The sequence below is a fragment of the Sphingomonas sp. GM_Shp_2 genome, assembly GCF_026540875.1.
GTDB lineage: Bacteria > Pseudomonadota > Alphaproteobacteria > Sphingomonadales > Sphingomonadaceae > Sphingomonas > Sphingomonas carotinifaciens.
This window is the reverse complement of sequence record NZ_JALNUQ010000013.1, coordinates 1-15172: the sequence shown is the minus strand read 5'-3', so window position 1 is coordinate 15172 and position 15172 is coordinate 1. Positions and strand designations below refer to the sequence as shown.

Annotated in this window: 5 protein-coding genes; 1 reads left to right on the top strand and 4 read right to left on the bottom strand. The window is 71.0% G+C overall.

The features are described from left to right. Window positions 1-230: 230 nt before the first annotated feature. From OXR08_RS06925 to drmD, 4 genes are read right to left on the bottom strand one after another with little or no spacing between them, the layout of a single operon-like run. A complete protein-coding gene (locus OXR08_RS06925) occupies window positions 231-2096 on the bottom strand; it encodes a DUF1998 domain-containing protein (protein WP_267348933.1) in 1866 nt (621 codons plus the stop codon). Beyond that, the gene (gene drmA / locus OXR08_RS06920) at window positions 2093-5584 is read right to left on the bottom strand and encodes a DISARM system helicase DrmA (protein ID WP_267348931.1); all 3492 of its coding nucleotides are present in this window, start codon (window positions 5582-5584) and stop codon (window positions 2093-2095) included. The genes OXR08_RS06925 and drmA overlap by 4 nt, the downstream gene beginning before the upstream one ends. After that, window positions 5581-9441 carry a DNA methyltransferase gene (locus OXR08_RS06915; RefSeq protein WP_267348929.1) on the bottom strand — a complete coding sequence of 1287 codons (3861 nt, stop codon included), beginning with the start codon at window positions 9439-9441 and terminating at the stop codon, window positions 5581-5583. The genes drmA and OXR08_RS06915 overlap by 4 nt, the downstream gene beginning before the upstream one ends. After that, on the bottom strand, window positions 9438-12653 hold the full coding sequence (drmD, locus tag OXR08_RS06910; protein ID WP_267348927.1) for a DISARM system SNF2-like helicase DrmD: 3216 nt from the start codon (window positions 12651-12653) through the stop codon (window positions 9438-9440). Before drmD ends, OXR08_RS06915 begins: the two co-directional genes overlap by 4 nt. 185 nt (window positions 12654-12838) lie before the next feature. Between drmD and cas3 the strand changes: the two genes are divergently transcribed. After that, window positions 12839-15172 (top strand): CRISPR-associated helicase Cas3' (gene cas3 / locus OXR08_RS06905; protein ID WP_267348925.1); only part of this gene is annotated, 2334 nt, incomplete at its 3' end.

The following is a 15172-nucleotide window of genomic DNA, read 5'->3' as shown; positions in this document are numbered from 1 at the left end:
ATCATAATATCTCCCTCCCTTCATAAAAGGAGAAGCCGATCAGGGTGTCAACCACATCTTGCGCTACGCGATGCAGAAATATCGCCGAACTCTTTAACGCTGCCTTCATCGATACGGAAACCTTCATCTGCATGCCCCGCACCATCCATGGCGAAGTTGCCGATCATGGAGATGAAAGGCGAGCGCACCCACTCATGCCCGCCCGGTCGAGCGAGGAAGTATCGATCCCGCTACCCCCCGAACAACGCCGCCCGCTCCGTCAGCACCGTCGGCGCGGTCAGCGCCCGGTCCAGATACAGGTTGCGCGCCTCGCAACTCGTCTCGGCCACCAGCAGGCAGCTATGGCAGGCCGCGCCGCTCAGCGCGCGTTCGTCGCCATGGGCGTCCGGATCATGCTCGGCGCAGATCGGGTCGCCGCTGCACAGGGCCAGCCGGTCCAGCGCCCGCTCGGCGATCGCACCCAGCCGGGGCAGCACCGCGGTCAGCCCGCCCAGCGTGCCCTGCGCCCCCGTCGTCGCGGTGTAGAGCAGCAGCCCGAACCGCTCCCCCTCGTCATCGACGATCGCGTACAGCCGCTCCTTCAGCGCGGTCGCCGGATATCCGCAATCCAGCGCGATCTCGTTCATCAGCGCGTGGGAAAAGCCGTGCATCGCGTAATAGGCGAGGGTGGGAAAGCGCAGCTTGTCGCCGTAAGCCTGGTTTGCCCGCCACCGGTCATGTCCGCGCAGCAGCATGTCGCCGCGGGCCGCCACCGCCGGCCGCGCCAGCCAGGCCCGGATGGCGTGCGGGTCGAAGCGAAGGAAGATGCCTTCGCCCAGTTGCTCCACGGCGGGCAGCCATTCCAGCTCCGTCGCCAGCGCGGCGCCCTCCACCGCCAGGTACAGTTCCTCCAGATCGCCATCGATCGCGGTCGGCGCCGCCTCGAACCGGGTAAAGCCGTACAGGCACGCCACCTCGCGCAGCCGGTGCACCGCCACCGCCGATGCGATCGGCGCCAGCCGTGGCCGCTCCCCGTCCCACTGATCGCGGGTCAGCGTGCGCGCGTGCAGCCGGGCATCGGGCGTGTCCGAGCCGATTTCGCCCGCGCCGCTGGCCAGCAGGTCGAACTCCGCCACCTTGGGCGCCTTTTCCAGATTCTGGTGTCCCCGCGCGCGCAGTTGCGCGACGCGCGCGACGATCTCCGCATCGCTCCATCCCGCCAGCGCGGCGCGCAAGGCCGGGTTGGCGCGCCGCGCCATCGCCAGTTCGGCCGGCATCGTCACCCAGTCGATCGCATCCATATGTGCCTCGACCAGCCGGGTCAGTTCGTCCTCCGCGGCGGGCAGCGAGATGACGGTCAGCACCTGCGGGAAATAGGCGTTGGTCGCGGTCCGCGTCAGGAAGCGGAGATGTTCGTCGCATTCCCCCGGCTCGTCCGTGCGCAGCCAGGGGCGCCGCCCGCGGCACTTGCCGAAACGTCCGTCCGCCTGCGCATCGCGCAGCGACAGCGCCGCACCGCATCCGCACACGATCCGCGTCGAGGCGGGATCGCCCGAGGTGCCGCGCTCTTCCAGCCAAAGCGGCTGGACGCAGCGTTCGCCGGGCATCCCGACATGCACGGCATAGCTCCAATCGATGTCCTGCAAATGCCCTTTCCGGCATCCCGCGACGAAGCGGATCGGGGTCACCCCCACGCGCCGCCCGTCATCGTCGATCAGGTCGGCCCGCCCGCGCGGGTTCAGGTCGCGCCAGCGCACCAGCCGCCGGCGGTGCACGTCGCCCGCCTCCTCCGCATCGCGCGCGACGAACCACGCCGGAAAGATCCGCGCCTCCACGCCCGGCGGCTCGCCCGCACCGGGGCGTCCCTCGTCATCGACCGGCGGCGTGCGCAAACTCAGCCGCACGCCCTCGGCCAGTCGCCCGTTGGCGCGCAGCAGCGCCTCCAGCACCGCCACCGCCCGCGGCTCGTGCACGGCGCGCCAGCTTCCCCGCTCGCGCATGTGCCACAGGTCCAGCCCGCCGACGATGACCGAGCGGGTGGGCAGGTCCACCATCGCGCCGGGCCCGAAGCCGAGCACCAGTTGCGATTGCCGCAGCGTCACGCGCTTGGCGCTCATGCCATATCTCCTGCACCCGATACCCGCTCGCCATCCGGCCCGCGCGGCCGGATCAGCACGCCGGGCTCCACGTCGCGCATGCTCCACCCCGCCTGAAAGCGCCGGTGTGCCGGCTCCAGATTGTCCAGCACCGGGTCGAGCGGCGGGTGGAGCAGCCGCTGCGGCCGATCCTCGTAGCTGAAGCGCCCGCCCGCCGCGGTCTGCGCCGCCGCCACCGCCGCCCAGTCATCCAGCAACCCCTCGATCGCCGCCGCCAGCCGGTCCTTGCCCCCCGCAATGTCGTCGGGCGCCCGGTCCACCAGATGCCGCACCACCGCCGCCCGCGTATCGGCTGCGTTGGCCAGCGCATCGACGGCGCCCGACGGTGTCAGCGCGGGGTCGAGATGCCGCGCGATCGCCACCACCACCGCCGCCAGCGACCGGTCGAGCGCCCGCGCGGACCACGGCGTCACGCTCGTCGCCTCCACCGCGCGGTAGAAGGTATCGTGGAAATGGCCGAACTGCTCGAAATGCATCCGGTCGCGCGGCCGGTGGACGTTCAGCACCACGACCACCAGACCGGGCCGCGCCGGATTGCGCCCGACCCGGCTCGTCGCCTGGATATATTCCGCCGCCGTCTTGGGCTGCCCCTGCACCAGCATCAGCCCCAGCCGGTCGATATCGAGCCCGACCGAGATCATGTTGGTGGCAAGGGCAACGTCCACGGGCTCCGCCCGGCCTGCGGCGAAGCCGTCCGACGGCGGCCGCTCCCCGTCACCGCCGAACCCCGCCTCCAGCCGCCGCTTGGCCGCCGCCACCTGATCGGTCGACACACGCGAGGTCAGCTCCACCGGCTCGCCGAGCAGCCGGTCCCCGAACGGCCGGTCGGCCGGCTCCAGCCGCCGCCGCTGCGCGCCGTAATGCGCCGCGCGCGCCGCCACCTCGTCCTCCACGATCCGCCGCGCCCCGCCTAGTTCGCGCAAGGCGTTGAAATAACAAAGGGCGGTCAGATAGGCATCCGCCTCACCGCCATCGTCCGCCAGCCCCTGCGCCCCGCCGAGCAGCGTGACCAGCGCCTGCAGGAACACCAGCTTGGGCCCGCGCCCGGCCGCGGCGATTCCGACATACCAGCGCGCGGGATCGTCCGCGCTCTCGCCCCGCGTCACCGCAAAGAAGCTGTCGCGCCGGTCGAGCCCAGGCGGCGGAAAGATATGCGTGTCCCCCCGGTCGAACAGCGCGGCGATCTGGTCGCGCGCGCGCCGGACCGTCGCGGTGGAGGCGACGATCTTGGGCCGTACCCGCACGCCCTCCACCATCCGCGTCGCCAGCCGGTCAATCGCCGCCTCGTACAGCCCCGCCACCGTGCCCAGCGGGCCGGAGATCAGGTGCAATTCGTCCTGGATCACCAGGTCGGGCGGGTCCAGCCGGTGCCCGCCGTCCAGCGCCCGGCCGCATCCCGGCTCCGCCGCCCCGAAGAAGCCGCTATCGTCCGCCCGGTCGACATGGCCGAAGAACGCACCCGCCTGACCGCTCCACGGCAGCGCCGCGAACTTGTCCACCGTGGCGATCAGGAAGGCGGGCAGGCGGCGATAGATCGCCTCGTCCACGCTCACCACCGGCAGCGCACGGTCGCCGGTGAACGGGCATGCCATGTTCACGCAGCGCAGCTCCAGATTGGTCGGCGCGTCGGCGCTCGGCACGCAGCGAAAGCTTTGCGGGGTAAAGGCGGTGCCGCACCATGGGCACGCCTTGATCGGTGCCGGCGCGCGCGCATCGCGCCCGCTGCTATAGGCGCGCACCCGCTTCACCGCAGTGCCCTCGCTCTTGTCGCCCTTGCGGCCCAGCCGGTTGGGACTGGCGTCGGAGCCGACCCACAGGCCGATCTCGATCGGCCAGTCGCCCAGCATCCGCCGGCCATCGCCGTCGCGGTAATCCGGCCCCTCGCGCAGCAACTCCAGCGCACAGACCAGCCCGGCCGCACGCCCCAGCTGGTCCAGCGTCAGCAGGCGGAGCGTATAGCGCATGATCACCGCCACGCCCGCGCCCAGCACGCCGCTCGCCCCCAGCCGCCGCAGCGCGATGGTAAAGGCGGCCAGTCCCAGATAGGCCTCGGTCTTGCCGCCGCCGGTGGGAAAGAACAACAGGTCGGCGGCGTCGCGATCCGGATGCCGCCGGTCCGCCATGCCCGCCAGATTGAGCAGGATGAAGGCCAGCTGGAACGGCCGCCACGCGGGCGCGCCGTCCCCCGGCCGCCGCGCTCGCGCCGCGTCCGCCACTGCACGATTGGCGATGGCAAAGGCGGTCCGCGCCCGTGCATCCCCGGCCAGCAGGGCGATGCCCGCCGCGATCCGCCCGCGCGCCACATCCTGCGCCGCGATCAACGTTTCGGCGGTCCGAAGCCGCTGCGCCGCGCCCGCAATATCGGGGGCATCCATCGCCCCACGCTGCGCCACCGACCAGTCGCCATAGGCCGCCGCCAGCGGCGCCAGTGCCGCGCGCAACGCCGCCCCGTCACCCGCTGCCAGTTCCGCCAACCGGTCCATGCCGAAGGTCACCCCCGGCACTGCCGCCGCCACCGTCCGCTCCACCGCCGCGCGCGGCATGTGCGTGGTGTGCACCCGCCGCACCCGCCCGTCGGCGTCCACGAGATGTCCGGCGGCGCACCCCAGGCCCGCCGCATAGGCCGCCGCATCCCGGTAATGCAGGTCCGCCAGCTGATCGTCCCAGTCATCGCGCGCGATCCGCGACAGGTCGGCCTGCGCGACGAAACCCGCGTCGCACGCCAGCGCCAGCCGCACCTGATAGGCATAGGCCAGATCGCGGTAGCGCGACGGCGGCTCCAGCCGCTTGTTGACCAGAAACACGGTCACCACCTGCACCGCGCGCGTCTCGCCGGTCGCCAGTCGCAGGCGGAAGGGGCGGGCACGCACCGCAAGCTCCAGCCCGCCGCCGGGCCGCGCCGTCGCCGCGGAGCCGGGCAGGGCGCGCCGCACCATGCCTGCGCCTTCGCCCGGCAGCGGCAGCGTGATGGTGCAATCGCGCGGCACCCGCCGCCACGTGATCGCCGTCCCGCGAAGCTCGCCGCCGCTTTCCAGCATCTCGGGCGGCAGCGGCGGCTCGGGCACGTAATCGCCCCATGTCACGCACACCTCCAATGCGCCGACGCCGGGATCGACCATGGTCGACAGCCCGATCGCGCTCGGCAGGAAACGGCGGCGGGCAGGGGGCGCATCGGGCTCGTCATGATCGCCCGCCGCGCCGCCGGCGCTGAACCCGTCCAGTTCGGGCAGGAAGCTGTCGATCTCCTCCAGTTCGGCATCCGCCGGCATGTCGGGCTCGGCCGCCAGTTCGCCCGATGGCGCGATGAAGCCCGACAGGTACCAGCGCGACGGGCTTTCCCCCGCCGGCAACCGTTCCTCGGCCAGATCGCCATCCGCCGCCTCGCTCGGCCCGATCAGGTTACGGCGCAGGCGTTCCACCAGCCCGGCGCGCACGCCTGCCGCGCTCACAGCATCCGCTCCATCGTCGCCCGTTCCTCGTTCAATGTCAGCAGCCGCGCCAGCACCGCATCGCGAAACGGCGCCGGCCAGAACAACCGTCCCTGATAGCGGTGATCGTCCTCGCTATCGGCATCCAGAAAGACAGGCGCGGCCTCCGCCGCCAGATCGTCCCAGCCGTAGGCAGCCAGCACCGCGCGATCCATGGCGTGGTGCAGCGCGCGCAAGCCCTCGATATCCGCGCCCGTATCGGCCTTGCGGTGGAAGCGGTTATAGGTCGGCGTCATCCCCTGACCGGTCGCGACCATCAGCGCGGCGCGGGTGTCGTGATAGGCTTGCCCGGCGGCTTCCAGTGCCGGCGCCTCATCATGGTCGGGGGGCAGGGGGAAGGTTTCGAAGCAATCGGTCGGCGTGTAGCGGAGGTCATCCTTCATCGAGGATGAGAAGAACCGCGTCCAAACCTCATGCACCCGCGATTGCAGTGTCGCGAACGTACCGAGATCGGAGAAGGCGAAGACCGCAAGCGTGTTTGCAAAGCATGTCGCCGACGACACCCGCGCAAACGCGACATGCGGCGTCGCGCCGCAACCATGGACCAAAACGTGATCCATCTGCCGTGTCACCGCGGCAATCGCCTTGCGGTCCGCGGCGAACTGCCACCACCGCGCGGCAACATCCCGGTTCCACGCATTCGTCGGGGGCAGTGCTTGTCTCTCTGGCCGCACCTTGGCCTCGGCAATGGCGATCAGATAGGGATAATGGTCGCGCGCATCCTGTTCCGACAGGTGGCTCAGGTTCATCACGAAACGGTGATGTTCATGCCGTGGCGAATTGTTGACTTCTTGCCCGCCGATATAAGGCTTGATGACCGCTGCATGGTCCGGCTTTTCGGCCAGGATCTGGCGCATCTCCACGAGCGATGACGTCTTGCCGCCATCGGCATTGGCATCGTCAAAGGTAAAGCCCGCACCAAGCAGAATAGATCCCTGAAACGCCTTGCCCGCATTCGCCCGCAACACTGCCGGCGACCCATCCAGATCGCCCTCCATCAGATAGGCCGAGATTCGCCGCACCGGCCGCCCGTCCAGCACCGCTCCGGTATCCTCGGCGACGGCGCCCCTGCGCACGAACACCTGCGCCACCACCACCGCCGCATCGCCTTCCCACTGATGCCGGCTGACCGCGCGATAGATCACGCCGCCCTCGTCCAATATCCGCCGCAGTCCCGTGTCGCGCGTGTCGCCCTGCCGGATGGTATTGGTCGCGATCAGCCCGAAGGCACCGCCGCGGCGCAACAGCCCGAACGCCCGGCGGAAGAAATGCGCCGCCAGATCGGCATTGCCATGCGCATGGGGGTGCAGCGTCTTCAGCCAGTCCGGATAGGCGGCGGCATGGCCCGCCGCGATCGTGTTCTTGCCGGCAAAGGGCGGGTTGCCGACGATCGCGTCGAAACCGGGATTGGGGCGCGTGAACACGTCCTCGAACTCCAGCTCCCAATGGAAACTGGTGATGCCGACCGGCGAGGCGTGCAGGCGTTCGCGCAAGGCTTCCAGCCGCGCCCAGCTTTGCGTGCTCGGGGCCAGAACCAGTTGCTGCACCTCCGCCAGCCGCGCCTCGCGGTCGCGCACGCCGCTGCCCTCGAAAAAGGACAGCAGAACGGCGTCCGCCACCAGATGCGCGCGGGTGAGCGCGGTCATCGCCGCGCGGTGGCGTCCCTCCTGCACCGCATAGGGCGCGATCTCGGCCTCGCTGCGCATCAGGCGGCGCAGGTCGGCGGCGGCGTTGATGCCGTCGCGCACGATCGCCTCGACGAAGCTGTGCTGCCCGGACACCTTGCCCCATGTCACCGCGACGATCTTGGGATTGGGCAGGCCGACCAGGCTGTCGCCACAGCGCAGCACATTGTCCAGAAAGGTGAACTCGTGCGCGCTCGCCAGCGTCTCCAGCCACAGCGACAGCTTGGCCAGGTCGATCGCCAGCGGATTGCGATCCACGCCGCGCAGGCAATGCTGCGCCACCAGCCGCTTGGCGTGCAGCAACTCGTCCTCGTCCGGCGGGATGGTCGGTCGCTGCGCCGGCCAGCGCGCCCATGCCGCCACCAGCCGCTCGCCCAGTTGCCGGCACGCCTCGACCAGAAACGCGCCCGATCCCGCGGCGGGGTCGCACACCTTCAGGTCCAGCACCTCCGCCGGCCCCGCATCCGCCCCGATCCGGGCGAAGGCGGGGGCCAGCGCATGCGCCACGATCGGCTTGGTCAGCGCCTTTGGCGTGTAATGGCTTCCCGTGCGCCGCCGCTCGTCGGTCGGTTGCAGGATCGGCGTGCCGGCGGCGACCGCGCTTCCCCGCGGGCATGCGCGCGCATCGACCACCGGTGCCAGGGCCGCGGCCAGCGCGCCCGCATCCTCCGCGCGGGCCAGCGCCCGCGACACCGCCGCCGGAAACGCGCCGCGCCCGGTCCATGCTTTCAACAGCTTCTCGCGCTCACCCGGCTTCGCGCCGGCCAGCGCATCCAGGTCCACCCACACCGGCACCCGGTTGCCCTTGCCCGCCCGGATCGCCAGCATCGGCCCCGCCGCGCGCTCCACGGTGAAGCCCATCACCGTCTCGTACACCGACCCGATCTGCTCGACGCTGAGCGACCGGTACGCCACCCGCTCACCCCCCAGCATCAGCAGCCCGTCCAGCACGCGCAGGATGCATCCGTCCCCCACCGGCAACACCCGGTCCGCATCCCCCGGCGCGTCGCGCCCCAGCAGGAAGGGAAACGCCGCCTCGCTGAACAGCTTGCCCCCGCGCGGCTGCATGAAGCCCGATGGATGCCCCCGGCTGACCAGCCGGAACAGCGCCAGCAGCCGCCCCCAGGCCCCGCGCCGCTCGTCCATCGTATCGGGGTAGAGCGCCGCGTCGTCGCGCAGCCGCATGTGCAGCCCGCCCAGCGCATAGCCCTGTTCGTAGAGCAGCTTGGCCGCGCCACCCCCTGCCGAGGGCATCAGCCCGCGATCCTCGGCATACAGGATGAAGATCAGGCGCAGCAGCACGGTCAGCACCGCCTCGTACAGATGCTGCGGATCGCTCGCCGCCAGCGCGCGCACCCGTGCCGGATCGGCCGCGTCCAGCCCGCGTAGCATCTCGTGCAAGCTCGCCAGCACCTGTCCGGCCAGCCGCGACGACACATCCGCCTGTGCCGCGCGGCTTTCGGCGAGCAGGGCGGGCAGGCGGTGCGACGGCGGCCCGGTGAACAGCGCATGCGCGTCGAGCAGCAGCTTCAGCCCCGCCAGCATCCCGCGCCCGGCGACATCCGTCAGCGCCGCCAGCGGCCAGGTCATGTGCCCCGCCATCTCGCCCTTGGGCACCACCACCAGCCGCAGCACGCGCTCGCCCGCCGCCCCCTCGCGCCGCCCGGTCTCGCGCGCGCCCAGGATCACCCCGGCCGGCACTCCCGTCTCGCGCAGCAACCGCTCGAACCGCTGCTGCGCGGTCGCCTCCCATCCCTCCAGCGTGCCCCGCCGGTCGAGCAGCAGGTCCTCCGCCTCGATCCGCACCAGCAACTGCACCGTGCCATCGGCTGCAAACACCGCCCAGTCCGGCTCCAGCAGCGTCTCGCCCCCGTCGAACGCCACCCGCAGCTCCTCGGGCAGCACCGGCCCGCCCGGCGCCCCCGCCACTCGCTCCGGCGCCCAGCCCAGCACGTCGCGAAACAGCGCCCAAGGTCCCTGCGCCAGCGCCTGTGTCACCGCCTCGCCGTCCGCCGCCGTCTGCGGCACCGGCCACACCCCGATCCGCGCCAGCGCCGCCGGCGCCACCACCAGCCCCTCCGGCTGCAAATACCCCAGCCAGTCGTGCCGCCCGCCCGAAATCGTCCCGCTCATGCCGCCGGCCACAGATAGACGAGGCCGATCGGCTCCAGCCGCGTCGCGCGCACCCGCGCGGCGGCGCGCAACCGTTCGGGTTCGCGCACCAGTTCGTCGTCCAGCCGCGTCGCCGCCCGCTCCCAGGAACGCCGGTCCGCGGCGCGCTGCCGCGCCTCGGCGGGGTCGAGCAGCAGTGCGAATTGCCGGTCGTCTTCACCCCGCTCGCGCCGGATGCGCGCGATCCGCTGGCCCAGCAGCGTCTCCAGCCCGGCCGCCTCGCTCGCCGCCCGCTTCGCCAGTTCCGCCGCTACCCTTTGCCCGCGCGCGGCGGCACGGCCCTCCAGCACGCTCCGCAGATCGCCCACATCCGCCAAAGCATGCGCCGTCGCCCGCCGCGCAACCGCCGCCCCGGCGGTCCGCGCGCCTGCCAGGGCGGCGATCAGTTCGTCCAGCACGCGGGCCTCCGCGTCACGCCCCTCGGCCAGCGGGCGAAGCGCCGCCCCGTCCCGCTCCCGATCCCGCCAGTCGGCCGCCACGCTGAGCACCTCCTCATGCAACCGCGCGGCCCGCTCCCCATACAGCGCCAATCGCCCGATCAGCACGACCCGCGGGGCAGGGGTGGCGGGCGTCTCGATCACGCAGGCCCGGTCCAGCCCCTGCTGGAACCCCGCCGACAGAAACCGTCCCAGCAAGCGCCGCACCAGCCGATGTTCCAGATGCAGTTGCACCACGTCGCCGGCGTCGCGCCCATCGGGCAGGATGGCGGGCGCAAAGCTCACCCGTCGCACGCTCGCATCCGCGCTCGCCCGCCATTCCCCCGGCCGCTCGCCCGGCTTCGGCCCACGCGCGCGCAGTTCGTCCAGCATCGGTTGCCAGCTCGGATCGCCGGCAAAGGCGGGTGCCGCCTGATCCAGTGCGAAGACCGGCGTATCGCCCACCGCACCGGTCGCGCCCCATCCGCCGCCCGCCCGCGCCAGCGCCAGCCCGACCACCGACTGCAACTCGCCCGGATCGACGCCGACCCGCGCCCGCGCCTTGTCCAGCATCGCCGCCAGATCCGCCTGTTCGCGCATCAGGCGCGCGCGCCGTGCCTCCTCGCCGTCATCCAGATCGCGCACTGCCGCCCGTACGCGCTCGTCCGCCTCCTCGTCGCGGATCCGCTCGGCCAGATCGTGCGCCGCCGCCCGGTCGATCCCCCGGCCCAGCCGATCGGCGATACGATCCCCCAGCACCTCGCCCGCCGACCCCAGTTGCCGCCGGATCGCCTCCGTCTTGCGCACCAGCGCGTCCAGCACGACATCCTCGGGCCGCTGCGCATAGACGAAGTAGCGGCACGTCACCGTGTCGCTGGGTTGCAGCTTGCGGTCGATCCGCCCGTTGCGTTGCTCCAGGCGGGACGGGTTCCACGGCAGGTCGACATGGATCAGGTCGTGGCACTGCGCCTGTAGATTGATCCCCTCGCGCGCCGCATCGGTGCAGAGCAGGATACGCAAGGGCGAGGCCGGATCGTTGAACGCACGCTTGATCGCCTCGCGCCGCTCGGTCGAGGTCACACCGGTGAAGCTGTCGATCCGCGCGACCTCGTCGGCGTCGGCCGGGTTGAGCAAGACCGACAATTGTCGCTGCAACCAGCGCCGCGTGTCCTCATATTCGGTGAACAGGATCAGCCTTCGGTCGCGCCAGCGCCCCTCCGCGTCCAGCAGGTTCGCCCGCGCCCAATCGATGATCCAGCGGACACGCGCATCGGGGGCGGTCTTTGCTGCGTCCGCCACCACCAGCATGGCCGCGGCATGGTCGCGCTCGGCCATCAACTGCGCCGCCGCCCCGCCGGCTGCCATCGCGGCCGCCTCGGTGCGGACGGCCTCGGCATGGTCCAGCCGTTCGAAAGCCGCGTCCTCTTCATCGGCGCGCTCGGGTGCGTCGGGGTCTTCGTCCGCGACCGCCGGCTGCGCGGTTTCGCCCGCGATCAACCGTTCCAATCCCGCCAGATGCACGCGCAGCGTCCGCGCGAAAGCCGGCACCGACGACAACAGCCGCTGCTGCAACCCGACAAAGGCCAGCCGTGCCCTGGCACCCTGCGCCGCCCCCAGCGTCCCGATCCGCCGTTCGCGAAGAGCGCGATAGTCCGCCAGCATCGCGGCCAGCCGCAATTCGGGGGCGTGCCGGTCGAGCCCGTCGATCACCACCGGTTCCACCACGCGTTCGGGAAAAGCCTCGCCCAGTGCCCGCAGGTCGCTTTTCAGTCGCCGCACCATCACCGGCTCCAGATCGGCGGGCCGCACCGGTACGCCGCGCGTGAACCGCTGCGGATCGAGCAGTTCCAGCAGCGTGGCAAAGCTGTTCGGATGCCCGTTATGCGGCGTCGCCGACAGGAACAGCCGGTGCTCGAAGCGGTCGGACAGGTCACGCAGGCTGCGGGTGAACTGGCTTTCCACCGCATAGCGGCCGCCACCCGCGGGGGCGGCATGATGCGCCTCGTCCAGGATCAGCAGCGATCTGGCGCGGAACTCCTCCAGCACGTCACGCAGGCCGGCCGCATAGGCCTCGTCCCCCAGCAACCGGTGCGACAGGATGAAACGCGATCCCGTCGCCCACGGGTTCGCGCCATAGCCGCGCCGCCGGCGCAGGCTTTCCAGATGCTGGCGATCGATGATCTCGAACGACAGGCCGAACTTGGTCTGCAACTCGTCGCGCCACTGGCCGGTCATCGCCGCGGGGGCCAGCACCACCATGTAATCCACCCGCCGCCTGAGCAGCATTTCGCGCAGCACCAGTCCGGCCTCGACCGTCTTGCCCAATCCCACATCGTCGGCGATCAACAGGTTCACGCGCGGCAGGCGCAGCGCCTTGCGCAGCGGCAGCAACTGATACGGGTCGAGCCGGATACCGGCCCGGAACGGCGCCTGGAACAGGTCGCGTTCGGCGGCGGTCGCGGTGCGCCAGCGTACCGTGCGGAGGTAGGCCGAGAATGTTTCGGCATCTCCGCCGCCGCTTGCCAGCGACGCCCAGGCTTCCTCGTCGCGCAACCGCGCGTCCACCTCCGCGCTCCACAACACCTGCGCGTCCTCGCCACTGGCATCGTCGTCCACGCACGCCAGCCGGTGACCGTCGAACGACGTTTCGGGTTGTTCCTCCACCAGCCACAACCGGCCACGCAACGATACGAACTGACCCATCGACGGCCCGCGCGCCGCGGCGGCGGCCGTGCGACCCCCATTCGCCTCAATCACCTGGCATCGTTCCTTCCATCCACCGTCCGGTGGCGGGGGGCCTGTTTGGGAACAACCGCGATTGGCTCCGTTTCTGCGGAGCCGGCCATGCTGCCGGGGGCAAATTCCTCCGATATGGAGCAGACGCGGACCGCCCCTTGCCACCGCAACCCCCGGTCGATGATATTCCGGATCGAACCGGGGGGATGATGACGGCGACAGGGGCGAACGGGCCATGGGCCAAGCTGACACGCAATGCCGACGGCACGGTCGCCGCGTTGCTGCCGCTGATCGATCATTGCCTGGACGTCGGCGCTGCGGCCCAGGCGTTGCTATCCGGCGGTGCATGGTCCCTCTGGCTCAGCACGGCCGCGGGGCGACCACTGACCGCGCAGGACCATGCCCGCCTGATTGTGCTGGCCGCGTTGCACGATCTCGGCAAGGCCAATCGCGGCTTTCAGGCGCGGATCGACCCGCATGCGACCCTGATCGGCCATACCGGGCAGGTTGCCGCACTGCTGTTCCATTCCAGGTTGAAGACCGGTGCTGCCGCCACGATGCTGCGCCACCTTCTCGCCTCATGGGGTGCGCATCACCATTTCGCGGCCGCACTTGCGCATCACGGCAGGCCGCTGCCCGAACTGCGTCGTGGCGCCAATCTCGATTCCGAATTGTGGATGAAGCACAGCGTTCACTGGATGCCGGTGGGCGACGACGACCCCGGTGCCCATGTGGTCGCGTTGATCGATGCCGTGCGGTCGCGTTGGCCGCTAGCCTGGGAAACGGGCGAGCCGCTGCCTGGTGCACCGCGCTTCGTCTCGCTCTTCGCCGGATTGGTCACGCTGGCGGACTGGCTCGGCTCCGACACGCGGCGGTTTCCCGTCGCAGGCCCTTATGGACGGACGCGGGAGGCACTGCGCGAGGAACAGGCGCGCGACATGGTGGCCACGCGTGGCCTCCTGCCGCTGCCGACGCCTGAAGGGGACTTTCACGCTGCGTTCGGACGGACACCCCATGGCTTCCAACAGGAGGCCGCCGCTGACGATCTCGGTCCCGTCGCGCTGATCGAGGCGGAAACCGGCTCCGGCAAGACCGAGGCCGCGTTATGGCGCTGGCTGGAACTGCGCCGTCGCGGCGAGGTGGACGGCCTGTATTTCGCGCTTCCCACGCGTGCAGCGGCCGTCCAGCTTCAGCGGCGCGTGAACGACGTGCTGAAACGCGCCTGGGGGGGCGGGGCGCCGGAGGCGGTTCTCGCCGTCCCCGGCTATCTCGTGGCCGGCGACACGCAGGGGCAGGAACTGCCCGGCTACGAGGTGCGCTGGGACGATGGCGAGCCCGGCGGCGCCGACGATCATCGCTGGGCGGCGGAGCGCGCCAAGAACTTCCTTGCCGCCCGCGTTGCGGTCGGCACGATCGATCAGGCGCTTCTCGGCGTTCTGCCCGTCAAGCATGCCCTGTTCCGTGCCGGTGCGCTGGCGCGCAGCCTGCTGGTGGTGGACGAGGTTCATGCCTCCGACACCTATATGTCGACGCTTCTCGAACGCCTGCTCGACAATCATCTCGCGGTCGGCGGTCAGGCACTGCTGCTCTCGGCAACGCTGGGTGCGGAGGCGAGGGCGCGCCTGCTCAAGACGCCGCTGCCGCCGCTGGCCGAGGCGCAGGCGCTACCCTATCCCGCGCTGTCCGGTCGCGGTGCACCCTTGCGCGCCGCCACCCCCGTCGCGCGTTCGGCCAAGCATGTCGCGATCGAGACGGCCGGGTTGATCGGCGACCCCGACGCCATCGCCACGCGTGCCGTCGCGGCGGCGCGAACGGGCGCCTCGGTGCTGGTGATACGCAACACCGTCGCCGGCGCGGTGCAGGTTGCGCAGGCGGTGGCGGCACTTGCACCCGATCTCGCCTTTCGCATCGGGGACGTTCCCACGGTCCACCACGGCCGCTTCGCGCCCGGCGACCGGCGGCTGCTCGACGCGGCCGTGGAAACCGCGTTCGGCAAGGGCAGGGCCGCGCGCGGGCAGGTGCTGGTCGGCACGCAGACGCTTGAACAGTCGCTCGACATCGACGCCGATTTCCTTATCACCGATCTGGCGCCGATGGACGTGCTGCTTCAACGGATCGGCCGCCTCCACCGCCACATGCGCGACGACCGCGGCGCCCATGCGCAGGCCCGCGCCCTGATCCTGCGCCCCGCCACGCGCGACCTCATGGCCGCCTCCGGCCCCCGCCACGGCCTTGGCGGCGTCTACCCGGATATCCTGCAACTGGAATCGACCCTGCGGCTGCTGGAAAGCCGCGCGCATGTCATCATACCGGACGATAATCGTCACCTTGTGGAGACGGCACTGCATCCCGGATCCATCGCGCCACTTGCGGCCACGCTGGGAACGGCGTGGACAAACCATGCGGCAAACCAGTCCGCCAGCTTCCACGCCGCACGCCACACTGCCGGGCAACTCGCCCTCGATCTTTCCATGGATTTCAATCTGCTGGATTTCACTTCGAACACCGAAGACGCCACCACCCGCCTCGGCGCTGCCGAC

Excerpts from the sequence above, each read along its gene's own strand:
- OXR08_RS06925 (WP_267348933.1), bottom strand. The coding sequence starts at position 2,096 with ATGAGCGCCAAGCGCGTGACGCTGCGGCAATCGCAACTGGTGCTCGGC.
- OXR08_RS06915 (WP_267348929.1), bottom strand. The coding sequence starts at position 9,441 with ATGAGCGGGACGATTTCGGGCGGGCGGCACGACTGGCTGGGGTATTTG.